General features: G+C 57.5%; 19 protein-coding genes. 6 read left to right on the forward strand and 13 right to left on the reverse strand.

The features are described 5' to 3' along the window. Positions 1-44 precede the first annotated feature (44 nt). Both HLG82_RS06640 and HLG82_RS06645 read left to right on the forward strand, forming a co-directional pair. A complete protein-coding gene (locus HLG82_RS06640; RefSeq protein WP_193326089.1) occupies positions 45-758 on the forward strand; it encodes a glycosyltransferase family 2 protein in 714 nt (237 codons plus the stop codon). Next, the gene (locus HLG82_RS06645; protein WP_193326090.1) at positions 755-1,099 is read left to right on the forward strand and encodes a DUF2304 domain-containing protein; all 345 of its coding nucleotides are present in this window, start codon (positions 755-757) and stop codon (positions 1,097-1,099) included. Before HLG82_RS06640 ends, HLG82_RS06645 begins: the two co-directional genes overlap by 4 nt. Position 1,100: 1 nt before the next feature. On the opposite strand, the gene HLG82_RS06650 is transcribed toward HLG82_RS06645, so the two are convergent. Then, positions 1,101-2,444 (reverse strand): hypothetical protein, encoded by a 1,344-nt coding sequence (locus tag HLG82_RS06650; protein ID WP_193326091.1) that lies wholly within the window; start codon positions 2,442-2,444, stop codon positions 1,101-1,103. Positions 2,445-2,608: 164 nt separating this feature from the next. Between HLG82_RS06650 and HLG82_RS06655 the strand changes: the two genes are divergently transcribed. Then, a complete protein-coding gene (locus HLG82_RS06655) occupies positions 2,609-3,604 on the forward strand; it encodes a glycosyltransferase family 2 protein (protein WP_193326092.1) in 996 nt (331 codons plus the stop codon). 50 nt (positions 3,605-3,654) lie between these two features. Here the strand turns inward: HLG82_RS06655 and HLG82_RS06660 are convergent, their stop codons facing one another. Genes HLG82_RS06660 through HLG82_RS06670 form a run of 3 tightly spaced genes read right to left on the reverse strand, consistent with a single transcriptional unit; the run spans position 3,655 to position 7,457 of the window. Further along, entirely contained in the window at positions 3,655-4,518 is an 864-nt protein-coding gene (locus tag HLG82_RS06660) for a LicD family protein (protein WP_193326093.1), read from the reverse strand. An 11-nt stretch (positions 4,519-4,529) separates the two neighbouring features. Beyond that, positions 4,530-6,323, reverse strand: a complete 1,794-nt coding sequence (locus HLG82_RS06665) for a phosphotransferase (RefSeq protein ID WP_193326094.1) — start codon at positions 6,321-6,323, stop codon at positions 4,530-4,532. A gap of 24 nt (positions 6,324-6,347) precedes the next feature. After that, positions 6,348-7,457: a glycosyltransferase family 4 protein gene (locus HLG82_RS06670; protein WP_193326095.1), complete on the reverse strand. Its 1,110-nt coding sequence runs from the start codon at positions 7,455-7,457 to the stop codon at positions 6,348-6,350. Between the two features lie 118 nt (positions 7,458-7,575). Here HLG82_RS06670 and HLG82_RS06675 point away from each other — a divergent pair, with 118 nt between their 5' ends. From HLG82_RS06675 to HLG82_RS06685, 3 genes are read left to right on the forward strand one after another with little or no spacing between them, the layout of a single operon-like run. Next, positions 7,576-7,827 (forward strand): hypothetical protein, encoded by a 252-nt coding sequence (locus HLG82_RS06675; protein ID WP_193326096.1) that lies wholly within the window; start codon positions 7,576-7,578, stop codon positions 7,825-7,827. Further along, positions 7,824-10,505 carry a DEAD/DEAH box helicase gene (locus HLG82_RS06680; RefSeq protein ID WP_193326097.1) on the forward strand — a complete coding sequence of 894 codons (2,682 nt, stop codon included), beginning with the start codon at positions 7,824-7,826 and terminating at the stop codon, positions 10,503-10,505. Before HLG82_RS06675 ends, HLG82_RS06680 begins: the two co-directional genes overlap by 4 nt. Positions 10,506-10,534: 29 nt before the next feature. Beyond that, positions 10,535-11,248 (forward strand): YggS family pyridoxal phosphate-dependent enzyme, encoded by a 714-nt coding sequence (locus HLG82_RS06685; RefSeq protein ID WP_193326098.1) that lies wholly within the window; start codon positions 10,535-10,537, stop codon positions 11,246-11,248. A 68-nt stretch (positions 11,249-11,316) separates the two neighbouring features. Here HLG82_RS06685 and pflA read toward each other — a convergent pair whose 3' ends face one another. The 9 genes from pflA to ilvC all read right to left on the reverse strand — a co-directional run bounded on the left by pflA (position 11,317) and on the right by ilvC (position 23,893). After that, positions 11,317-12,234, reverse strand: coding sequence for a pyruvate formate-lyase-activating protein (gene pflA / locus HLG82_RS06690; protein WP_193326099.1), 918 nt, complete (start codon positions 12,232-12,234; stop codon positions 11,317-11,319). 113 nt (positions 12,235-12,347) lie between these two features. Continuing rightward, complete coding sequence (gene grcA2, locus HLG82_RS06695) at positions 12,348-12,596, reverse strand: autonomous glycyl radical cofactor GrcA2 (RefSeq protein WP_193326100.1); 249 nt, start codon at positions 12,594-12,596, stop codon at positions 12,348-12,350. Between the two features lie 55 nt (positions 12,597-12,651). Then, positions 12,652-14,742 carry a pyruvate formate lyase family protein gene (locus HLG82_RS06700; RefSeq protein WP_193326101.1) on the reverse strand — a complete coding sequence of 697 codons (2,091 nt, stop codon included), beginning with the start codon at positions 14,740-14,742 and terminating at the stop codon, positions 12,652-12,654. 254 nt (positions 14,743-14,996) lie between these two features. Further along, positions 14,997-16,139 (reverse strand): branched-chain amino acid aminotransferase, encoded by a 1,143-nt coding sequence (locus HLG82_RS06705; protein ID WP_193326102.1) that lies wholly within the window; start codon positions 16,137-16,139, stop codon positions 14,997-14,999. A 27-nt stretch (positions 16,140-16,166) separates the two neighbouring features. After that, positions 16,167-17,216 carry a 3-isopropylmalate dehydrogenase gene (locus tag HLG82_RS06710; protein WP_193326103.1) on the reverse strand — a complete coding sequence of 350 codons (1,050 nt, stop codon included), beginning with the start codon at positions 17,214-17,216 and terminating at the stop codon, positions 16,167-16,169. A 123-nt stretch (positions 17,217-17,339) separates the two neighbouring features. Then, positions 17,340-18,491, reverse strand: coding sequence for a hypothetical protein (locus HLG82_RS06715; RefSeq protein WP_193326104.1), 1,152 nt, complete (start codon positions 18,489-18,491; stop codon positions 17,340-17,342). A 339-nt stretch (positions 18,492-18,830) separates the two neighbouring features. Continuing rightward, positions 18,831-21,032, reverse strand: a complete 2,202-nt coding sequence (locus HLG82_RS06720) for a hypothetical protein (protein WP_193326105.1) — start codon at positions 21,030-21,032, stop codon at positions 18,831-18,833. Between the two features lie 271 nt (positions 21,033-21,303). Beyond that, positions 21,304-22,722: an aspartate ammonia-lyase gene (gene aspA / locus HLG82_RS06725; RefSeq protein ID WP_255313841.1), complete on the reverse strand. Its 1,419-nt coding sequence runs from the start codon at positions 22,720-22,722 to the stop codon at positions 21,304-21,306. A 145-nt stretch (positions 22,723-22,867) separates the two neighbouring features. Continuing rightward, on the reverse strand, positions 22,868-23,893 hold the full coding sequence (gene ilvC / locus HLG82_RS06730; protein WP_193326107.1) for a ketol-acid reductoisomerase: 1,026 nt from the start codon (positions 23,891-23,893) through the stop codon (positions 22,868-22,870). Positions 23,894-23,919: the final 26 nt, after the last annotated feature.

Raw genomic sequence — 23,919 nt, forward strand, 5'->3', positions numbered from 1 at the left:
GGCTTGGGTGTTGTAGAATTTCCCACAGCTAGAAAGGTGTCTGGGTGTCTAAGCTTCTTATCATCATTCCCGCGTGGAATGAGCAAGATTCGATCGCGTTGGTAATTTCCGCAATTAAGGATGCCATTCCTGAGGCAGATTGCATCGTGGTCAATGATGGCTCGCAAGATCAGACGTCTGCCCAGGCACGCGTAGCAGGAGCGGATGTCCTTGATCTCCCGATTAATCTTGGGGTTGGTGGAGCTATGCGTACAGGATTTCGATATGCACGCGACCACGATTATGACTATGCTGTACAAGTTGATGCTGATGGTCAGCACGACCCGAAGTATATTGGGCAACTGCTCGATGCTGCTGAGCGCGGGGCTGACATCGTCATTGGGGCGCGCTTTTCTGGGGTTGGTACGTACAGTGCGCGCGGCCCGCGCCGCTGGGCGATGGTGGTGTTGTCAAAAGTGTTGAGCAGATTAGCGAAGACCAGATTGACGGACGTCACTTCCGGTTTCAAGCTTCACTCTCGTCGGGCTATTTACTTGTTTTCGGAGAACTACCCGGCAGAGTACCTTGGCGACACCGTTGAATCGCTCGTCATAGCGATCAAGGCTGGTCTGCGCGTGAGGCAGGTCGGCGTCGAGATGAATAAGCGAGTCGCGGGCACACCGTCTCACTCCCCTATTAAGTCGGCTGTCTACTTGTTGCGCGCAATGTTGGCTCTTGCCATAGCACTCATGTCTCGGAAAAAGAAGGTGGGTTCATGACGACGATCCAGATTATCTCCCTCGTGGTGGTCCTTGCGATCGCCGCCGCACTCATCGGCTTCGTACGCGGCAGGGTGTTGAAGGAAAAGTACGTCTGGCTTTGGCTCTTCTTAGACTTCCTGGCTCTTATCTTCGTATTGTGGCCGCAGGCTCTCTACGCCATGTCGCGGGTACTGGGCTTTGATGTCCCATCAAATTTGGTGTTTTTTACCGTGATAGCCGTGCTTGTGGTCGTTGAGATTCACCAGGCGATTACCGTTTCCCGTTTGGAAGAAGAGCGACGCCGCCTGGCGGAAGAGATTGCCTACCTGCGCCACGACGTCGACGCGCTGCGTCGATAGCTTATTGCGGTATATAGGTCATGCCGCTGGTCACAAAATAGACCCAGGCTAGTGCGGTGATCACTCCGATAAGCCAGCGGGCGCCTACCCACCTAATCGACAATGCTACGGATAGTAACATGGCGGGAAGGACCGCGATTGCGTAGCGTGGCGGTAAGGAGAATCCGACGACGCCGAAGCGCAAGATAACGAAGAGAATCGGCAGGAACAACACGCTGGCAATGCCCGTTGCCCACGTTAAGGAGAATTCCATTCGAGATTTTGGTTGATAAAGCATCATCCCTATCACTCCCGCGATCACGAGGAAACTGATCAGCCTCGAGATAAGGAACGCCAGCGGAGTCGCTGAACTCTCACCGTGGTCGGCGTCGATGAGGCTTCGTAGAACGTTTTGCACTTGGAATATTGCTTCGCTTATGCTGGTTCGCCCTAGGTGTAGGCCCTGTTCACCGGCGTTTCCAACGGCAATGAGCCGGCGGATAATTTCCCATGCGACGAAAGTAGCCACGCCTCCCGCAGTCGCACCAATTAGTGGGCGCAACCATTGCTTCGTCGTCACTTGCCTGGAGGTTTCCATCCCGGGGATTGCTCCTTGTGGTAACTTGACTGCCACGGCGTAGAGCATAGCTACAAGCCCAGCCCATCCGATGGCCAGGATCGTTGTGATTTTGAAGAGCATGCCGAGGATGGCCACAGGAGCTAGACGCCACAAGCTATGTTTTCCTTGCAGGAAGCCGATCATGATGATGATCGTCAGTGCGCCGAACATGGGCACTGGAGCGTCGGTGGAGAGGAATCCATAGGTCCACCAGAACAGAGGTGACATCGTAGCGATGGTGAGGACCGTATAAGCGACACCGATGGGAACACGAATCATACGCATGGCCTTGTATGTCAGTAGCACCGTGGCGATGCCGAATATGATCATGGCAAGGCGCGCACCGTAGGTCAGGTCGATGCCGACAAGCTGAGCGACTCTGGCAAAAGTGCCCGCGATCCAAAAGAACACCGGGCTATAGGCATCGGCCGATGTCTTGCCTCCTTGTGGGAAATCTTTTGGATTTGAATAATCGGCCCCACACGGCGGGCCTGCTTTTCCAAAGAGATGATTACCGTCGCACGCGAATTTTTCTCGGATTTCCGGGCTAAAGAACTCACCACGCTGTGCCACAAGGTCGTCTGGAAACTTGAAAATGATATCGAGATAAGTCGCCTCGTCGATGGGAGACATTTGTGCCATCCAACGCCCTCGATACGACAGCATCGTCACGAGGGTGAAAACGGCCAAGATCCAATACTGCCCAGTCCTTGAAAACCATTGGATGAACTTGGTACGCCAATTCACAACGACAGTGGAAGGGGACAAGAGCGCGCTCCTAGAATAATGTTTTCGGCCCCGCGATCTGAGGCTATGTTGAGTTTACCCGAACCCAGCAAGTACTACTGATGCCTGAAATACAAGTAACATGGAACAGCACTTGTGCTGGGCAGTATCTAATAGGGGCTCGTATGACGTTCATCAGTATTGTAATTCCTGTCTATAACGCCCAAGAGTATCTTTCTCAGTGCGTTGACAGCGTTAAAGAGCAGACTTTTCAGGATTGGGAAATTATCCTCGTGGATGATGGTTCCACAGATTCCTCTCCTGAACTGTGCGATCAACTCACGTTATCGGACAGCCGTATCACGGTGATTCATCAGCCTAACGCAGGTACAAGCGCGGCGAGGAACACGGGGTTAGACGCTGCCAGCGGCACCTACGTGACCTTCATGGACAACGACGATTGGTGGACCCGATCAGATTGCCTAGATATCGTTCATGCTTCGCTCGCCTCTCGGCCAGTCGATTTACTCTGTCACATGAACTGTGACGCCAACTTTGATGGCGCCATCAACAATGATGAGGCCACTGATTATGCTGATGCCGTCGCCGCGATGTCGCCACAGGAGGCTTTCCGCTTTTTGATCGACCACAGCCTGCTCGCAAGTGCGGTGTGGGCGAAGATCGTACGCCGGGATCTTATTGCAGATCACCAGATTTTCTTTCCCTCTGGCATGCGCAATGAGGATACCGAATGGAGTGCGAAATTACTAGCAGCGAGCAAGAACGTGGGCTGGATCGATGAGCGTTTCTACGCCTACCGTCAGGGCCATTCTTATGCACAGACTTCACATAAGCTATCTGCAGATTCGGTTGATGACCTCGAACGTATCCTCATCGATAACTATGACCTAGCTGCCTCGCTTTCCCCACAATCTGGCGACACGCTACGCGCATTTCTCGCTTATCCGTTTGTGGTGTGGATGGGGCAGGCCTCTGCTCTTGGGCTTTTTGATTCAACGCAACGCATTGACACGCTCATTCGGCTCACTCCCCTCTTGGCACGGGTTAAGCGCACTGAAGTCAAGCTTGCCAGGTTGACGTCAAAAATCTTAGGTATTCGCACAACTGCCTGGCTCCTGGGACGCGTTTTCCAGAGAAAGCATCCGAACCACGCCGTTTAGTTCTTCACATAGATCCTGTTCCCTACCGGCGGCTCAATTTATGAGCAAACTTATGGTTCTATGGAGAAATAGGGGCCGAATTTCACCGAAGCGGCTTCATGATTGACCCGGTCTTCCTGGGCTGGCATTGCCATGTAGTCGCCAAAATGGCGGGTGAGAACGACATCGTATTGGCGCGCAGCCATCACAGATATGTCGTCGAACGGCATGCGCTTTGCGGGAAATAGCTCTTCTTCTGTTGCAGACCATCGCCGGGGATCACGCGTGGAAAAATCTCCGTAAGCGCCATTCGAGTTTTCGCAACGACGCGCGGCCTGTTCCCACTTTTTTGCCAGAAAGTTCGGTTTGATCCGCAGGAGATGGAGAGCGGCATGGATGACACGGAGTGTAGCTTTTACCGGTGCTTGAATGACAACAGGTCCGGCAAGATTTGCCGTCGGAGTTCCATAGATGTATAGGAGACGGCCCCAGATCCACGTTTGTCGAGCCTGGGAGGCCAGTTCGCGGTCATCCGTAGCAAGGCGGTCGAGCGGGAAGATATCGACGCCAATTGGAACTTTGAATTTCCGCTTGGCCGCCACTTCCGGAATAAACTCGCTGCCACGAAGGCCCAGAAGCCCGAAGGTTTTGGGATAATCCGGGTTGTTCTTGTAGTCCAACAGGATGAAGTGATCCCCCAGCACTTGTGGTGCTTTTTCCAGTAGCACGTCGTAATCTTCCCGGGGCATGCACACATCGACGTCGTCGTCCCACGGGATAAAGCCTTGGTGGCGAATTGCGCCAATTGCAGAGCCTCCGTATACCACGTAGCGCAGTCCTAGCTCGGTGCAGACCCTATCGAATTCTGCCATGACATAGCGTCCGCATTTTTGGATTTGCTTCAGCGTGCGGGCGTCGATCACGCTATTTTCCATAAGATTCCCCTTCAGTGACAGTTGTTACCCGGCGTCTGCGAGTATTCGTCTAAGAGCGAATCGAGGTCACGAACAGCATGCCGATAATACGTTAAGGACCACTGATCCACATTGTCTCCCTCTGCCTGTTTAAGCAGGGCCCACACATACCAACACCAGCCCGCGAAAGCGACATAGGCCCGGAAATGCCGGCATTCCTGTGGCGACGGTTCGTGGCCAAGATAGACGGCCAGAACCGCATCGAAAGCCTCCAGTTCGAGTGTTGGGGAGCATACAATTAACGTCCCAAAATCGGAGGCTATGTCGGACATACCTGCGTATTCCCAGTCGATAAGGTCCATCTGCCCATCTTCGTGGACAAGCAGGTTGGGAGCGTGAAAGTCGTTATGGCTTGGGACACGCGGGAAACCCTCTGCATCGACGAGTGCCTTCAGCTCGACGATCCGGCCTTTCAGAGCCTCATAACTGGGCAGATGAATCTGGCCGTGTTCCCTCAAGAGCGCGTCGTATTCAAGGCCAGTTTGGACATAATCGAACTCTCTTTCGAAAACGATGTCGGATTCGTGAAGCTTCCGAATAAGTGCCATTGCCGTGGCAAGCTCGTCTTCGTTGGTCAGGTCAAGACTGCGCGCGTGTGGCACGTAATGCGAGATCTTCCATCCCTCTTCTGGATTGCCCGTAATGAAAGTGGAATCAAGTCCCAGCTCTTTAGCTGCCAGCGAGGCGGAGTGTTCTGCGTGACGGTCCACGATTTTCTGTGTTCCAGCCCCAGGGTGGCGGTAAATGTAGCACTTATCGGCGACTTTAAAGATGCACGATAGGTTTGTCAGCCCGGTCTTGACTGGCCGAAATTCTTGGATGTCAGTTTTGGGGCATTGCAAGGCTTCGCTGATATTGGTGAGGATCCGTGAATCTACATTCTCGATAAACTCTGGGTCAAAATCTTGAAGCTCGTCAAGGGAGTCGAATTCAAAAATGAAGCCATCAGGATACTTGCGCGCATACATCTTTAGCCTGCCTAGGTGGTCAAGGAAGATCGATTCCCACAGCTTTGTGCGGGTGGCAGGTTGGTCGTAGACCTCATCTAGGATCTGAGAAAACTCCTGCGAGAATTCCTTGTCAACATAGACGTGACCGAGCATCGTCCAGGCATCATGGCCTCCGATTGAGCACCCAACAATCCTGTCTACCTGATCAAGTTCGAGGCACCATTCCTTTGTTGGCCCCGCAGCATATACTGCCGAATAATAGGCTCGATATACGTGCGACTCGAATGGATTTTCGACGAAATAATTGTCCGAGGAACATATGTACGTATTGGTTAGTTTGTGCCGAACACGCCAGATCGAACCGTTGTTGTTCCTGCTGGCATATTCTTCGTTGACGACGATATTGACACCGAACTTTTCGCTTAAGTCGAAGTAGTGTTCTTTTTTGTACCCGACGACGACGGTGATGTCGTCGATCCCGACCTCGTGTAGCTGGCGAATCTGGCGTTCGATAAGGACTTCGCCTCGCACGCGGAGCGTGCCTTTTGGGCGTTCGTAGGAGATTGGAGCAAATCGGGATGATAGTCCCGCAGCGAGAATAACAGCGTTGGTTACCTTATACGGCTCGAGTTCTTCGATTCCTTTTTCGGTGATTCCATGCGAATCAACTAAGCCACGGTTGTGCAGTTTGACCTTCGTGGCCTCCACAAGATGTGGTCTTATGTCGGTTCCGTGAGAAAGCTGCGCAGGCACCTTACCCTTTTCGGCGGAATGTAGTTCACGCAGGAGCGTGAATTCTTCAATCGTCAGGCTCACTGGCTTCTCCTCACATGTTCGCGGTTATCGTTGCAGTGTCGTTTTTAGGGTAGAGCAAATGTGGCAGTATGTCGCCGACTGTTGTGGCCACATGAGGTCCTTCACCGTTTCGGCCTCGCCCGGCGTGGGAGGCGCGGCCAAGAGTTGGCGTAACTCTTTTACGAGCTCTTCAACGCTGCGCTGCTGAGTAATGGCCACTGGCGCGCCGCGCTCCGCGAGCATCTGTGCGCCGGGCACGGGATAGGTCACTACTCGGCCGGCCTCTGCGATAGATTCAACGAGCGTTGTTTGGAATCCTTCGGACAGTATCGTTGGGTTGACTAGGGTTGCTCCGGCGAGTCGGCGTCGTGCTTCGGCTGGGCTGACCTGGCCGACGACGTCGATCGTGTCGGACAGTTCCATCTCGGTGACTTTTGCGCGGGCTAATTCGAGTTGCGTACCTGCACCGATTAGTTCGGCCTCAACGTCGTACCCCTCGCTTTTCAAAATTTTTACGGCGTCGATAAAAGTATCCCCCCCTTTTCCGGGTACCATCCGGCCGATAAAGACGAGATGGCTGGGGCGATCTTCGCGAACGGCTTCAGGGCTGGGCGGCGTGATCGCGTTGTAGAAGACGTCGGCGCGACGTCCCGATAACTTGCGCACGAAGTCCACCACGTTCTCCGACACACCCAGCACCTTGTCTGCCGAGCGGAGGACAGATCGACCAAAGGTGAGATCAACGAACCGCGATCCGAGCCAGATAACGGGGTTTTTCGTCGTTACATAGCCACTTCCATGTTCGGTGTGGATGACCGGTATACCGGCTTGGTGCGCCGCCCGGACACCCACGAAGCTCATGGGAAAGAAGCGCGTGTGCGTGGAGACGACGTCGATACGGTTGTTGCGGAGCCAGGCAGCTAGCCGTCGTGTCGTTCCGAGAGCCGGCACGCGAATGATGTCCGAAACGGAGAGGTATCCTTTTCCGGAAAGTACGCGAACCTGCCCGTCTAGACGTTGGCCGACCGGCCCGGCTAGGTTGATAACCCATACGTCATGACCGAGAGCAGCGATGCCATGGGCAAGGTTTTCTTCGTGGTATTCGATTCCCCCAACCATCGGAGGGTAGTTGTTAACAATCAGGGCGATACGCATATTATCCTCACTCGTGTCGATAGATTCTATCGCTCAAACTTCCTCACGATAAAAGGACACCGCGAGGGGTCATAGATTGTCAGATATGATGGACTGGTCTGTGCGGATGTGAGGATTGATGAGTTTGTTGCAGAGATTGTTTTGGCGCTCCACGTTTAACCCACTGCTCGTTTTTGTTGCGATCGTGTTGGCGTTTTTCGCGTTGAGGGCTAATTCGACCGAACGAATGATCCTGATCGTTCTTGCGGTTGCGCTGGTTGTGGTTGACGCGTGGCGTGGCGTGATCCGGCGGCGGGCGTCCAGGCTTGTACCGCCTGAGGCGCATTCGGCTTCTTCCGACGACGCCGAGCCTTTCCAGGAGCAGTCATGACTTTGAACCGCGCGCTCGACGCCCTCGAGGACGAGCACGGCCTTACCCCCTCCCCCGAGGCTATTCATGATGCCTTCACCGCGGCCTTCGAGGCCTCGGGCAAGACGATGTACCCCCATCAGGCCGAGGCGCTGATCAACATCGTCGCTGGCGACCACGTGATCGTCGCCACCCCGACCGGCTCAGGAAAGTCCCTCATCGCTGCGCAGGCGCTCTTTACGGGCTTGGCGACCGGCCGCACGTCGTATTACACAGCCCCGCTCAAGGCGCTGGTGTCGGAGAAGTTCTTTGACCTCATATCCGAATTCGGCGCGCATAACGTCGGCATGATCACGGGGGATTCGTCGATTAACCCCGGAGCTCCGATCATTTGTGCGACCGCCGAGATCTTGGCCAATCTTGCGCTGCGCGAGGGTGAGGAGGCGGACGTCGGCGTCGTCGTCATGGATGAGTTTCATTTCTATGGCGATCCGCAACGTGGCTGGGCGTGGCAGGTTCCGCTCCTCGAGCTGCCTCAGGCCCAGCACATTCTCCTGTCCGCGACGCTAGGCGATACGTCTTTCTTTGTTGAGGACCTGCAGCGCCGCACGGGTCGCACGGTTTCGGTCGTCGACGACGCCGTCCGCCCGGTTCCTCTGCACTTCACCTATTCGACCGAGCCGGTCGGTGAAGTCATCCAGGAGCTGGTGGCGACGCATATGGCGCCGGTCTATGTGGTCCATTTTTCTCAGCGTGAGGCGGTGGCGCAGGCTACGGGTCTGTTGTCGATGTCGTTGATCAGTAATGACCAGCGCGAACGGATCAGGGCAGCTCTCGGCAGTTTTTCATTCAGCCCGGGATTCGGCCAAACCCTGTCGAAGCTCCTTCGGGCAGGCATCGGCGTCCATCACGCAGGCCTCCTCCCCCGCTATCGGCGCCTGGTCGAGCGTTTGACTCAGGCGGGCCTCCTGGCGGTTGTCTGTGGCACGGATACCCTCGGCGTGGGAATCAACGTTCCGATTCGAACCGTGCTCATCACCTCGCTGACCAAGTTCGACGGCGCCCGCATGCGCGTTTTGGGTGCGCGTGAGTTCCACCAAATCGCCGGGCGGGCGGGGCGAGCGGGCTACGACACGGTGGGTTACGTCGTCGTACAGGCCCCGGAGTATGAGATTGAGAATGCTCGCCGGCTGCGCAAGGCTGGTGACGATCCGCTACGCATCAAGCGCGTGCAGAAGGTCAAGCCGCCTGAGGGCGAAATTTCATGGTCGGAGAAGACCTTCGACAGGCTCAAGAGTGCCGAGCCTGAAAAGCTCACCAGTCGGTTCCGTGTTGACCACTCGTTGATTCTTAATTTGCTTCAGCGCCGCGATCCAGTCCCTGCGATCGTCAAGATTCTCACGGACAATCATGAGCCCCACAGCGGACGCAATCGGTTCGTTCGCCGCGCACTGGACATCTATTCTTCCCTGCGCACGGCCGAGGTCATCACGCATGAGAATCGTCAGTGGCGCAGCGATCACCCAGGCCACTCCCCGATCCACTTTGCCAAGGACGTCCCGGACGACTTTGCGCTGAATTCCCCGTTGGCGCCCTTCGCGTTAGCGGCGCTGGATCTGCTCGATCCTGACGACGCCGACTACGCGCTCGACGTCGTCTCGGTCGTTGAGGCGGTACAAGAAAATCCCACCCAGGTGCTCATCGCGCAGCGCAAGGCGGCTCGCGGGGCGCTGATCGGCAAGCTCAAGGCCGAGGGCGTGGACTACAACGAGCGGATGGCGCTGGCCGACGAGGTGACCTGGCCACGGCCGCTTGCCGACCTGCTTGAACCCGCCCTGGAGATGTATGCCAAGGCCAACCCGTGGGTGGCCGGACATGAGCTCGAGCCGAAGTCGATTGTGCGGCACATGATTGAAGAGGCGATGACCTTCTCCGAGCTCATTTCGCGCTACGACCTGGCACGTTCCGAGGGTGTCGTCCTGCGATACCTGACCGACACCTACCGTGCGTTGCGTCAAACCGTTCCTCACGATTATCGCACCGACGAGGTCGAAGAGATTATCGGCTGGCTCGGGCGGCTCGTCCGCTCGATCGATTCCTCCCTCCTCGATGAGTGGGAGGCTCTCGCGGACGGTCGCCTCACGCTTGACGAACTCACGATGCTGTCCGACGAGGACGCCACCACCGGTGAGGAGGCCGCCTTCGGCGCCGACGCCGAAGGCAACGTGGCCGTCAGCCGCAACAAGCACGCGCTGCGCACTTCGATCCGCAACGCGATGTTCCGCCGTATCGAGGCGCTCGATCGTGACGACTACGACCTGCTCGAGAGGCTCGACGGCGCCGCCGGTTGGGACGCGGATCGGTGGGCCGATGCGATGGATCCCTACTGGAACGTCTACGCACGCCTGGGCACGTCAACCAATTCGCGTTCGGATCGTTTCTTCTCCGTCCTCGAGGACCCGTCCTTCGCCGACCTGCTGCAGGCAGGGGTTGACGACGAGACGGCGTCGGCGTGGCTGGAGAGCCACAAACCTGGCAGACTGTGGCTCGTCATTCAGATACTTGATGACGAGGGCTCGACCGACCCCGAGGGAGATGGCCCCGACATGACGTGGGCGATGTGGGCCGTGGCGGACCTCGACGCCTCCGACGAGGCCGGCGAACTCGTCTTACACATGGTTAACATGGGCGAACGCTAAGACCCGCCCCAGATATAGGAAGTCATCCCGTGTCCATCACTACCAATATAGCTATGGTTCGCGCCCGCATCGCTCGGGCGGAGGCCGCCGCCGGGCGAGAACCAGGATCGGTGACGCTCCAGCTTGCGGCGAAGTACCAGCCGCTCGATCGCCTCCACGAGGCGGTGGCCACTGGCTGTACCTGTTTCGGCCACAACATCGTTGCGCAACTGGTGAAATCAACGCAGGGTCTGGCCGGAACAGGCGCGCTCACGCACACCGTGATCGGCCCGGTCCAGTCCAATAAGCTACGTGCGGCCATGGATCATGCCGAACGGATCGACACCGTGGATTCGGTCAAGGAGGCGATACGCATCGCACGCCGCCAGGAGACTCGCATCGAGGAGGGACTCGCGGACGGCCCCTATCCGATCCTCATTCAGGTCAATTCCGCGCGGGCCGCCACGCAGAGCGGGTGCGCACCCGAGGAGCTCATCGACATTGCGGCGGCAATCGCCGAGCTCGATCTCGTCCGCGTCGACGGCCTCATGACCATCGGAGCCAACACGGACGACAAGGGGCTGGTTCGCGCCTCGTTCGGTCTGACGAGGAGCCTGAGCGAGGAGATGCGAAAGCTCCCCGGGCTCGAGGGCGCCGAGGAGCTTTCGATGGGAATGACGGGCGACATGGAGATCGCCGTCGCCGAAGGCTCGACCTTGGTGCGGGTGGGCACAGCCGTCTTCGGGGCTCGCCCGCGTCCGTAGCCCACGCCGGCAACCCGCGTACGTAACCCGCGGCGGTGACACACCGGCACACGGGCGGCCAGGCAGGCTTAGAACGTGTTCAGCCCGTGGGAGCGGAAGATTTCCCGGATGAGCTCAGTGTGCTCCTTGCTGGGTGGCTCGACGTCTTTGAGCTGGTAGTCCATCCCGAGTGATGCCCATTTGTCACGTGCCATCTGGTGGAAAGGCAGCACCTCGACCCGGCTCAGGGAGGTCCATTCCTTCATGATTGCTGCCGCGGCTTCGACGTTAGCGACGTCGTCGGTTAGGCCGGGCACGAGAACGAAACGGGCCCATATTTCTTTGTTAGCTGCAGAGAGCCTGCGTCCGAAGTCAATCGTGGGCTGCAGCGGGCGGCCTGTGGTTCGTTCGTAGTAGTCTGGCAGGCCGGACTTGACATCGAGGAGGAACAGATCGGCGTCGGCCATCATTTGATCGGTAAGGTTACGCCCGAGGAAACCCGAGGTGTCGATCGCCGTGTGGATACCCATCTCTGTGGCCCCGCGAAGAAGGTTGGCGAGGAATTTTGGTTGCATGAGCGGCTCGCCTCCAGAGAACGTCACGCCACCATTAGACACGTTAAAGACGGCCTTGTAGCGGCTCATGCGGTCGAGGATCGCCTCGGCTGTCACTGTGGTACCTTCACGGGCGTGGAGCGTGTCAGGATTGTGGCAGTACAGGCAACGAAGCGGGCAACCGGCAAAGAATACCGTCATGCGAGTGCCTGGCCCGTCCATGGCCGTCACGAGCTCCCAAGAGTGCAGCGAGCCCACCTCGCCTCTCCGAACGGCCTCGATGTGTTCGTGGCGCGTCATCTGCGGCGCCTTGGCGATCCCGTCGAGTCCCTTGCCTGCGGCACGAGGAATTTCGTCTTCGAGCGGCTCGGGCGCGTACTCGCCCGTTGAGCCCTCACCTACTTTAACTTCGTGAACGAGGTACTTTCGTGCATCAAGCTGATGGTCGGCCATAGGACTCCTCAAATCATCAAATACGGGAAGTAACACTCTTCCCATAGCGTGCACTGACATAGTGCAAGCCGGGCGCGCGGAGAACCCACGCGCCCGGCATATGCTCAGCGACCTTACATCTGGTCGTGGAAGGTACGCGAGAGCACGTCAAGTTGCTGCTCGCGGGTCAAGCGCACAAAGTTGACCGCGTAGCCCGAGACGCGGACGGTCAGCTGCGGGTACTTCTCGGGGTGCTCCATAGCATCCTCGAGGGTCTCGCGGTTGAGAACGTTGACGTTGGCGTGGTACAAACCCTGGACGCCACCGTTTTCTTCGCGCTGTGCCTTCATCGACTCAAGACGCTCTTCGTAAGTCTTAGCCATGACTATCTCCTTCTGGCCGGTTAGGCCCACATATTATCTCTTATCGGGATTGGGCTTAGCCCTTGTGCACCATGCCGGCATCCATGATGCCCACAAGGTTTGTGATCTGCTCGTCACGGTTGCGACCAAGCGAACTCGGAACGATGGTGTTCGTCAAAGAAATGCCATCGAGTGCATCGTTGTAGTCAAGTTTACCAACCGAAAGCATCGACGCGAGCATCCCGTGCGTGTCTGCGCCGTTTTCAGGGTTGGCACCCGGGGAGAACGGCGTACCCGCGCGGTGCCCCGAGGGGAAGCTACCAGTGTTCTTGCCATAGACCACGTTGGAGGTAATCGTGAGCACCGACTGGGTAGGAATAGCTCCGCGGTACATCGGGATGGCCTTGATCTTGCTCATCACGGTGTGGACGATCGTTGCGGCGATCTCGTCGGCGCGGTCGTCGTCGTTACCGTAACGCGGGAAGTCACCCTCGGTCTTGTAGTCAATGATCAGGCCGGTTTCGTCGCGGACCGGGTAGACCTTAGCGTACTTGATGGCGGACAGCGAGTCAGCAACGATTGACAGGCCAGCAATGCCGCAACCCATGGTGCGGATGATGTCCGTGTCGTGCAATGCCATCTCGAGTGCCTCGTAGGCGTACTTGTCGTGGCTCCAGTGGATAATGTTGAGGGCCTCAACGTAGGTCTCGACAACCCAGGTGAGCATGTCCTCGTACTTTTCCCAGACCTCATCGAAGTCAAGCGGGCCGTCGCCCTGAATACCTTCGTAGCCTTCAACGACCTGCTTACCAGTCATTTCGTCGCGGCCGCCGTTGAGGGCGTAGAGGAGGGACTTGGCGGCGTTCACGCGAGCACCGAAGAACTGCATCTGCTTGCCCACGCGCATCGGGGACACACAGCAGGCGATGGCGGCGTCGTCACCCCAGTGGCCACAAATCTGGCGATCGGCCTCATACTGGATAGAGGAGGTCTCGATGGAGATCTCCGCACAGAAACGCTTGTAGCCTTCGGGCAAGCGCTCGGACCAGAAGATCGTGATGTTTGGTTCCGGAGCCGGGCCGAGGTTGACGAGCGTCTGCAGCAGACGGAAGGACGTCTTGGTCACTAGCGTGCGGCCGTCGTCGCCGAAGCCAGCATCCGACCATGTTGCCCAGTACGGATCGCCGGAGAAGATCTGGTCGTAGGCTTCGGTGCGCAGGAAGCGGACGATACGAAGCTTGATCACGAGGGAATCGATGATCTCCTGGGCGCCGCGCTCGTCGAGGATGCCGCGGGCGAAGTCACGCTCGAAGTAGATGTCGAAGAACCCGGAGACTCGGCCGAAGGACATGGCCGCACCGTCCTGGGACTTGATCGCACCAAGGTAGCCAAAGTAGGTCCACTGTACGGCTTCCTGCGCAGTGTCCGCGGGGCGGGAGATATCGAAGCCGTAGGAGGCCGCCATCTTCTTGAGCTTCTCAAGGGCGTGAATTTGCTCGGCGATCTCTTCCTGATCACGAGCCCAATCCGGAGAGAATGGCTGATCTGCACGAGCAAGCTTGTCAGCCTTCTTCTCTGCAATCAGGCGGTCGACGCCGTAGAGGGCCACACGGCGGTAGTCGCCGATGATGCGGCCTCGGCCGTAAGCGTCGGGCAGGCCGGTGATGATGTGGGACGAACGTGCGGCGCGGATGCGCGGGGTATACACGTCGAAAACGCCCTGGTTGTGCGTCTTGCGGTAACGGGTGAAGATCTCCTTCACGTCAGGGTTGGCTTCCATCCCAGCCTCGTGAATGGCGGTCTCAACCATGCGCCAGCCGCCGAAAGGCATCATGGCACGCTTGCACGGGGTGTCAGTCTGAAGGCCGACGATGACGTCGTCGTTGTCAGAGATGTAGCCCGGACCAAAAGCGTCGATGTCTGCGGGGGTGTCGGTGTCGACGTCGTAGACTCGCTTCTCACGTTCAACGGAGAGGAACTTCTTGTCGAGTTCATCCCACAGGCCGAGGGTTTTCTCGGTCGGGCCGGATAGGAACTCTTTGTCCCCTTCGTATGGGGTGTAGTTCTGCTGGATGAAGTCGCGCACGTCGATCGTCGACTGCCACACGCCTTCCTTGAAACCTTGCCACTGCGTCGTGTCGTTGACCGAACCAGCTTCGTTTGTCACGCCTGTTTCTCCTTAGGTCGTACCTGTACCACCCAGTCTATGGAATTCATCCATTCTCCGCGGCAATGGGGAGCTAACTCACACAGTGCATTTCACTCATATCCGGCGCCCTAGCTCTCAACAAAAAGCACTCGTTTTCACCTTGGGACGGAAGACCCATGACACGCGCTCTCTCCCGCTAAAACTGCATCACCCCGCTTGTGCCGATGGTCCACGTCATATGAAATGGTCCACCTAAAACAGGAAGCTAACCATTACGCATCCATGATCTTATAAAGCCACCCGAAGCGATCCTCGCGGTGACCGAGCTGGATCGCCGTGAGTTCCTCATAGATCGCGGAAGTACGCTCCCCCAGGGGTACCTCAACATCGAAATCCTCCGACGCCAGGCGCCCGATAGGCGTAACAACAGCAGCCGTACCACAGGCGAACATTTCAGCGACCTCACCGGAGGCAATCCCCGCAACGACGCCGCGCAGCGATAGCGTTTCTTCGGAAACCTTCACCCCCTCAGATTCGAGGAACTGCAGGATAGACGAGCGCGTGCCTCCGGGAAGGATGTTGCCGTTCAGCTTCGGGGTCTTGACCGACCCATCGGCCATGACGACGAAAACATTCATGCCACCGAGCTCATCAATATTGGTGTTGGTCGCGGCATCTAGGAAGAGGACCTCATCGTAACCAGCCTCGTGAGCCTGAACCTTGGGCAGCAGTGAGGCGGCATAATTCCCACCCGTCTTCACCTCACCCATGCCGCCTGGGCCAGCGCGGTGATAGTCACGGTCAACCCACACGTTGATGGGCTTGAGGCCGTTCGAGAAATAGGCACCTGACGGTGAGGCGATAACGAGGTATTCATAGCGTGAGGCCGCACGCACCCCGAGGAATGATTCCGAAGCAAAGATAAAGGGGCGAAGATAGAGCGAACTACCGGGTGTTGAAGGCACCCAGCGAGCATCGGCGCGCACGAGGTCCACGATTGAGGCCATGAAATCCTTGACCGGGATCTCCGGGATGGCCAGGCGGCGGCATGACATGTTAATTCGGGCGGCATTGTATGTTGGCCGGAAGGTCCAGATCGAGCCGTCGTCGTGTCGGTAGGCTTTCATCCCTTCGAATACTTCTTGTCCGTAGTGCAGCACGGATCCTGCCGGATCGAGGCTGAGTGGACCGTAGGGCTCGATGATCTTTTTGTGCCAGCCTTCTTCGGCACTCCAGGTTGCGTGTGCCATGTAATCGGTAAAGTCCGTGCCAAAGCCTAGGCGGGAAAATACGCGAGCGTGCTCTTGGTCTGACGTAAGGTTCTCATGGGGTTGGCGGGCAAAGGTGCCGGCCAGCTCATCGGCGCTGGGTACGGGCTGTGTGGATAATAATTCGAGTTCTGTGGGCTGACGCATCTTACTACCTTCCTTTATTTGCCTATTCTACTTCTCTAGCAGGCCCAGGATCGCATCGCCGATCTCGGCGGTTCTTCGTTGCCGAGCAACCGCCGATGTTGAGGCTTGTGCGCGGGTTGCCATGTCGGCGTCGACGGCGTTTCGGACTTTCGTTGCGCGATCAGGGAGGCCGAGGAAGTCGAGCATCATAGCGATTGATGAGATGGTTGCCGTGGGGTCGGCGATTCCTTTCCCGGCAATATCGGGGGCTGAGCCGTGAACGGGTTCGAACATTGACGGGAACGTGCGGTCCGGGTTGATGTTTCCCGACGCCGCTAGGCCGATTCCGCCTGTAATGACGCCGGCCTCGTCGGTGAGGATGTCGCCGAAGAGGTTGTCGGTGACGATGACGTCGAACCGGCCGGGATCTGTGATGAGGAAGATGGTTGCCGCATCGATATGGAGGTACTCGACGCATACGTCCGGGTATTCGTAGGCGACTTCCTCGACTGTGCGGCGCCACAGGTGCCCGGCGTTGACGAGGACGTTGTGTTTATGGACCAGTGTGAGTTTCTTGCGACGAGTACGTGCTTGTTGGAAGGCAAAGCGGACGACGCGTTCAACTCCGAAGCGCGTGTTGACGGAGACTTCGGTGGCGATTTCTTGGCTAGTGCCTACACGGACCGCCCCACCGTTGCCGGCGTAGAGGCCTTCGGTTCCTTCACGGACGACGACGAAGTCGATCGCGCCGGGGTTGGCCAGGGGCGTCGGGACACCCTCGTAATACTTTGAGGGGCGCAGGTTGATGTAGTGGTCGAGTTCGAATCGTAGTTTGAGGAGGAGGCCGCGTTCGAGGGCGCCGGAGGGCGTGGACGGATCGCCGACTGCGCCGAGGAGGATGGCGTCCTTCTTCTTGATATCCTCTAGTTCAGCATCCGGGAGGATGTCGCCGGTGCGGCGGTATCGCCCCGAGCCAAGGTCATACGTGGTATGGCGGATGTCTAGGTCTGCGGTGACGGCGTTGAGCACTTTGAGGCCCTCTGCCACAACTTCGGGGCCGATGCCATCTCCAGGAATCACTGCAAGTTCGATAGTCATGCCATCAGTGTATGCACTGTCCGCTTTCTGGAATCCGATGTTCATATATCGAAAAAAGGGGCCATGGGTATAGCGTTGCCGGCGGCGAGTTGTCTCGCCGCCGGCAATGGAGGGGATTTAGCGTTACATTCCGCGGCGGTGGCGCGGGTTGTGGCGCGCTGCGGCAACTAATCCCAAACCGGCGAATGCCGATGCGAGGGCAAGCGCGATCGAAGAATCTGCCGACGCACCGGTATTAGCTAGCACATTCTTCGTAGCCGGGGTGGCATCCGTGCCATAATGAGGCGCGGCCGGGGCCTTCATCGAGGGCACAGACTTAGGAGCCTTTAGCTTGGGTGTTGGCCCAGGCGCGGGCTGGGCGGGTGCAGGCATGGGCTTCGAGGGTGCAGGCTTTTCTGCCTTCGGGGCCGGAGCAGGTTTCGGTCCCGGCTGAGCCTTACCCGGCGCCGTCTTCACCGCTTCTAATCGGGCAGTGGCTTCCTGCACTGCCTTTCGTGCCGATGCCTCATCAGCTTTCGCTTGGGTGAGTTGCTTCTGGGCATCTGAAAGAGGCTTGTTGAGCGCATCGACTTTGCCGCCAAGAATCTTGACATCGCCAGCTAGGCGCGCGGCTTTTTCCAATTCATCTGCCTTAGCTTTAAGCTCCTGCGAGCTTAACCCGCCCAGTTGACGTAGCTCTTCGTTAATGGTCTTTAGCTCTCCAAAGAGCTTGTCTGGGTCGCCTGCAGCCTCAGCAGCTTTCTTAAGTACCTCGAATTGTTTGAGGAGAACTTCTGGGTTTCCCGCGTCTGGCGTAGTCGCCTTCGCTTTAACCGCATCTTGGTACTTGATAAAAGCTTCGTCGGCCGCTTTTTTGGCACGCTCAGCCTTCTGAAATCTTATCTGAAGAGCTTGGCCCCGTCCTTTTAGGTCAAGGGCTTTCCGAAGCTTGTCAGCTGCATCCTTGGCAGCCTTGTGCGCGGCAACAGCCTTGTCGTATTCTCCTTGGGCTGCAGCTAGTTTGGCTTTCAACTCAGCGACGGACTTCTCGACTTGGGTGACACTCTTGCCAGCATTCGCCAGCTTCGCTTGGGCATCTGCCAAAGCCTTCTGCAACTGAGCCACGTCAGTAGCAGCACGTACCACTTTCGCAGTTTCAAATCGCGCGTCTTTGCCGTCGATAGAGATACTATGTGATTCGGCCTGAGCTATTGGTGCAGCATGAGCAGCGGGCAGGCTACTGACTGACACCATGAGCGCTGCCGCCGCTACTCCCATAATTTTACGTGTTGACATAACGTCCTCCACAAGCTTCCCATCGGTTAATTGAGCTCGAACAACGCTACTATGCTGGCGGATCGAAAATCGTCATGAGCATCCGCCCACAGGCGTAGTCCACGGACGGGAGGTGATGATTTGTTCAGCTATCATGGCGGACGCTTTTCGGAATGTGACCTTTAACCAAGCCCCGTCCTTTCCCGCCCCTGAGCTTTTCTTGGTGATCCCGTGGTAGGAGATGATGGGCGTGTTGATGGAACGTTGGGGCCCAGTTTCAACCTCGCGAAACAGGGCCCCAACATAAAGTGCCGGCGGCGAGTATTCTCGCCGCCGGCACCAGGTTTTAATGCTTAATGGTTACAGACCGCGGCGGTGACGCGGGGTGTGGCGAGCAGCCGCCACAAGGCCCAAACCGCCGAGGATCGACGCCATAGCGACGGCGATCGAAGAATCCGTGGTTGCACCGGTGTTAGCAAGCTTCTTACCTTCGGCAGGCTTCTGAGCGATGACCTTATCCGACGGAGCAGGCTCAGGCTGCGGAGCAGGAGCAGGCTCAGGCTGCGGAGCAGGAGCAGGCTCAGGCTGCGGAGCAGGGGTGGGCTCCACAGGGGCCGGCGGCACAATAGGTGCACATTCCTTCAGCCCAGATGCAACCTCGTATGCAACGCGCTTGGCCTCAAAATCGCTCTTTGCGCCGGCGATAGCCTTCTCAAGGTCGGTCAGTTCGCGTGCCGCATCATCTGCGGCGTTGCGGGCAGCTTCGAGCTTAAGAGCAACCTCTGCACGCTCAGCCTTAGTCGGACTGAGATCCTCTTCAGCTTTAGCGAGTGCTTTCTTTGCTTTTTCAACGCTGTCCGCAAGAACATTTGCGTCGCCGGCTTCAAGGGAGGCCTTCTTGGTCGCAATCACATCATCATAGAGCTTGGAGGAGTCGCCCGCCTCAATTGAGGCCTTCTTAGCAGCTTCCAACGCCTCACGAGCAGCCTTAGCCTTCTCACCAGCATCAACAGCCGCCTTATTAGCAACCTCCAACGCCTCACGAGCAGCCTTAGCCTTCTCACCAGCATCAGCAGCCAACCGCTTGAAAGCATCTAACGCCTCACGAGAATCCGTCGTCTCCTCAGCGGCCTCAACAGCCGCCTTATTAGCAACCTCCAACGCCTCACGAGCAGCCTTAGCCTTCTCACCAGCATCAGCAGCCAACCGCTTGAAAGCATCTAACGCCTCACGAGAATCCGTCGTCTCCTCAGCGGCCTCAACAGCCGCCTTATTAGCAACCTCCAACGCCTCACGAGCAGCCTTAGCCTTCTCACCAGCATCAGCAGCCAACCGCTTGAAAGCATCTAACGCCTCACGAGAATCCGTCGTCTCCTCAGCGGCCTCAACAGCTACCTTATTGGCCTTCGAGCTCTCCGCTTCAGCAACTGCAACCAGTGCCGGCGCTTCCTCAGCAGACTTCTGAGCTTTCTTTAATATTTGCTCAGCAGCCTGCTTTTCAAGATTGGCCTCTCGAGCAACAGCGTTAGCTGCGTCAAGTTTTTGCTCAGCCTCTGCTAATACTTTGCGCGTAAGCTCAATATTCTTTTCAAGCCCAGCTCTCTCGGTGGGCTCATCCGTCTCTTCAAGATGAGAAGTAAAAAGCTCAATCTCATTTTTAAGGCTCTCTACCCGGAGTTCAGCTTCTTCAACTTTATTGTCGGCATCGACCTTAACTGCTTGAGCTTCGACAAGCTTCCTTTCTGCCACAGCTACATCGGCTTTGGACTTAGCCACGAAGGCAACAGCATCGAGAGCCCTTTTCTCAGCAGCATCGAGTTCAGCGTCAGCTTCCGCCTCAGCCTCCTCAGCCGCACGCAACAACTCAAGCGCACCCTTAGCATCTACGTCAGCTTCCGCCTCAGCCTCCTCAGCCGCCTGCGAAGCAGCAAGAGCCTCCTCAGCCTTCACATCAGCTTCCGCCTCAGCCTCCTCAGCCGCACGCAACAACTCAAGCGCACCCTTAGCATCTACGTCAGCTTCCGCCTCAGCCTCCTCAGCCGCCTGCGAAGCAGCAAGAGCCTGCTCAGCCTTCACATCAGCTTCCGCCTCAGCCTTCTCAGCCGCCTGCGAAGCTTCATACGCAACCTGTGCAGCCCGTTCTAAGTCAAGTGCCCTCTTGTACTTGTCATAGGCTTCCTGGGCGGCCTTCTCAGCGGCAACAGCCTTGTCATACGCCGCCTTCGCCTGAGTAAGGGCTTCCTTCGCACTGGCAACCGCCTTCTCCGCTGCAGCAACCTTGTTGCCAGCACCGAGGTCAGCCTTGATCGCGTCCGCCAGCTTGGCCTGCGCATCTGCCAGCGCCTTCTGCAGTTCAGGAAGCTTCGCCTCAGTCGCGGCCAGACGAGTCTTCGCCGCCTCCAGGGCAGCCTTCGCGGCAGCAACCTGGGTTTCCTTATCCTTGATCGAAATACACTTAGGCTGATCACCTTCAGTTGCAGGCGCAGCATTAGCCACAGCCGTACCACTAGCGGAAACAACAAGCGCTGCAGCCGCGATACCTGCAAATGTGCGGGTTGACATGATGTCCTCCAAGAGTCCTCTACGTTTATGCAAACGAGTTTCATTTCACAGGCTACACTTGGGCGCAGCCCTACGAGCAGGAGTCAATTTATCACAGCTCCCAGCCAACTCTCAGAGAAGTCACAATATTCACACGAGCCACACATCTTCGTGACTCGCGTGTCCCACTTACACAAACCCCGCAAACAGGTAGAATGGCGCGATTTTAGCCACTAAGACGACATGCACATACAACAAACCACATCTCAACAGATGGGCAAACTCACTACACCTACTCGTAAGTTTTCCCCAAATAAACCGGATTCATCAGATTCTCCAAAGACAACGCCTCATCCAATTGTTCCTCCGTCAACAAACCACGCTCAAGAATAAGATCCCGCACACTCCTACCCGTACGGGCAGCCTCCTTACCAACAGCATCCCCCTGAGAATGCCCAATCAACTCATTCAGGTACGTGATAATCCCGATAGAGTTAACCACATAAGCTTGGCATATCTCCTCATTCACCGTAATCCCATCAATACACCGCTCCCGCAACACCGCCAACGCATTCGTCAAAAGCTCAATATCTTCAAAAAGACACTCAGCGATCACCGGCTCCATCACATTCAGCTGAAGCTGCCCCGCCTCCGCGGCCATCGTCACCGTCATATCATTGCCGATAACCTTAAAACACACCTGGTTGACGACCTCAGGGATGACCGGATTGACCTTGGCCGGCATGATCGAAGAACCGGCCTGCATCTCCGGGAGATTAATCTCGTTCAGGCCCGCGCGCGGACCGGAAGACAGCAGGCGCAGATCGTTACAAATCATCGACACCTTGGTCGCGATACGTTTAAAGGCGCTCGACATGGCCACGTAGACACCAGTGTCCGACGTCGCCTCAATGAGATTGGGAGCCGGAATAACAGGCAGGCCAGACACCTCAGCCAGGCGCGCGACCACGGCCTCCTGGAACCCGTCGGGAGTATTGAGCTTCGTTCCGATCGCCGTCGCCCCAAGATTGACCTCAAGCAACAACTCCATCTGCCGCGAAACGTTACGCACCTCCTCATCCATCAGAACACGGTACGCAGCAAACTCCTGCCCCACCGTCATCGGCACCGCATCTTGGAGCTGCGTGCGCCCCATCTTCAGCACGTGCATGTTCTTCTGCGCGATACGGTCAAACGATTCGCGTAGCGCCTCCAGCTCGTGGATAAAGTCCGCACACATGCGGTACAACGCGATGCGGAAGCCGGTCGGGTAAGCATCGTTGGTTGACTGGGACTTGTTGACGTCGTCGTTCGGATGCACGACGCCGTAATCCCCCTTCTCGCGACCCAGCGTTTCGAGCGCGAGATTGGCGACGACCTCGTTGGTGTTCATGTTGACCGACGTGCCGGCGCCGCCTTGGAAAGCATCGACCGGGAACTGGTCCATGCAACGACCCTCATCAATGATGAGATCGCAGGCCTTGACAATGGCGTTGGCAACCTTGGCTGGAAGAACATGCTTGTCGCGATTAGCCAGCGCCTCAGCCTTCTTCACCATGACCATGCCACGAATAAACTCGGGGGTGTCGTTGATTGTGCGCCCAGAGATCGGGAAGTTCTCAATCGCACGTTGTGTATGGACCCCGTAATAAACGTCGGATGGAATCTCGCGGGTGCCCAGAAGGTCTTCTTCTACGCGGAACTGTGACACGTAAACTCCTTCACCTACGGCTCGTCTCTGAACCGGTATTGCCTGTGTCACTATCCTAACCGCAGGTGGAGCCCCAGCGGTGGCGAAAGAACAAGAATGGGCGGGAGGCTGGCCCGAAGGCCACCCTCCCGCCCACATGTGCAATTTAGCGGGCCGCTGAACCGTCCGTGTAGTCGGCGTCGACGCTCCCCCACGCGAACATCTTGCGCAACTGAACGCCGACCTTCTCAATCGGGTGTCCCTCGCCCTTGGCACGCAGCTCGGCGAATTCCTTGGCTCCGTTGTCCTGGTCTGCGATGAATCGCGAGGCAAAGGCGCCGTTCTGGATGTCAGCCAGGACAGCCTGCATGTTTTCCTTCACCGCAGGCGTGATCACGCGCGGTCCCGAGACGTAGTCGCCGTATTCGGCGGTGTCCGAGATCGACCAGCGCTGCTTGGTCAATCCGCCCTCGTTGATCAGGTCAACGATCAGCTTCATCTCATGAAGGACCTCGAAGTAGGCGATCTCGGGCTGGTAACCCGCCTCGGTCAGCACCTCGAAGCCATACTGGATGAGCTGGGACAGGCCACCGCACAAGACGGCCTGCTCGCCAAAGAGGTCAGTCTCAGTCTCCTCCGTAAACGTCGTCTTGATGACGCCGGCCCGGGTGCCGCCGATGGCCTTGGCGTAGGACAGAGCGAGCTGCCATGCCTGGCCGGAGGCGTCCTGCTCGACAGCCACGATGTCCGGCACGCCACGCCCGTCCTCGAACTGGCGGCGAACCGTGTGGCCGGGGCCCTTCGGGGCGACCATGCAGATGTCGTGGCCCTCATCGGGCTTGATGTAGCCGAAGCGAATGTTGAAACCGTGGGCGAAGAAGAGTGCGGCGTCGTCCTTGAGGTTGGGGGCGATCTGCTCGGCGTAGGCCTTGCGCTGGTGCTGGTCGGGGGTGAGAATCATGACGACGTCGGCGTCCTTGACCGCGTCCTCGATGGTCGCCGTCGTCAGTCCCTGCTCCTGAGCCTTGGCGATCGAGGACGAGCCCGGGCGCAGGCCGACGACGACGTCGACCCCGGAATCGCGAAGGTTAAGCGCGTGCGCATGGCCCTGGGAGCCATAGCCAATGACGGCCACCTTCTTGGACTGGATGATGGACAGATCCGCATCGGAATCGTAGAAAATCTCTGCCACTTTTTCTCCTTAAAATTGAGATGGAC

Origin of the sequence: Trueperella pecoris (assembly GCF_014926385.1) — a bacterium.
Taxonomy (GTDB): Bacteria; Actinomycetota; Actinomycetes; order Actinomycetales; family Actinomycetaceae; genus Trueperella; species Trueperella pecoris.

Bases quoted from the DNA above. Each gene is read 5' to 3' on its own strand.
- HLG82_RS06645 (WP_193326090.1), top strand. From the start codon at position 755: ATGACGACGATCCAGATTATCTCCCTCGTGGTGGTCCTTGCGATCGCC.
- HLG82_RS06655 (WP_193326092.1), top strand. From the start codon at position 2,609: ATGACGTTCATCAGTATTGTAATTCCTGTCTATAACGCCCAAGAGTAT.
- HLG82_RS06660 (WP_193326093.1), bottom strand. From the start codon at position 4,518: ATGGAAAATAGCGTGATCGACGCCCGCACGCTGAAGCAAATCCAAAAA.
- HLG82_RS06670 (WP_193326095.1), bottom strand. From the start codon at position 7,457: ATGCGTATCGCCCTGATTGTTAACAACTACCCTCCGATGGTTGGGGGA.
- HLG82_RS06675 (WP_193326096.1), top strand. From the start codon at position 7,576: ATGAGTTTGTTGCAGAGATTGTTTTGGCGCTCCACGTTTAACCCACTG.
- HLG82_RS06680 (WP_193326097.1), top strand. From the start codon at position 7,824: ATGACTTTGAACCGCGCGCTCGACGCCCTCGAGGACGAGCACGGCCTT.
- pflA (WP_193326099.1), bottom strand. From the start codon at position 12,234: ATGGCCGACCATCAGCTTGATGCACGAAAGTACCTCGTTCACGAAGTT.
- grcA2 (WP_193326100.1), bottom strand. From the start codon at position 12,596: ATGGCTAAGACTTACGAAGAGCGTCTTGAGTCGATGAAGGCACAGCGC.
- HLG82_RS06705 (WP_193326102.1), bottom strand. From the start codon at position 16,139: ATGCGTCAGCCCACAGAACTCGAATTATTATCCACACAGCCCGTACCC.
- HLG82_RS06710 (WP_193326103.1), bottom strand. From the start codon at position 17,216: ATGACTATCGAACTTGCAGTGATTCCTGGAGATGGCATCGGCCCCGAA.
- HLG82_RS06715 (WP_193326104.1), bottom strand. From the start codon at position 18,491: ATGTCAACACGTAAAATTATGGGAGTAGCGGCGGCAGCGCTCATGGTG.
- HLG82_RS06720 (WP_193326105.1), bottom strand. From the start codon at position 21,032: ATGTCAACCCGCACATTTGCAGGTATCGCGGCTGCAGCGCTTGTTGTT.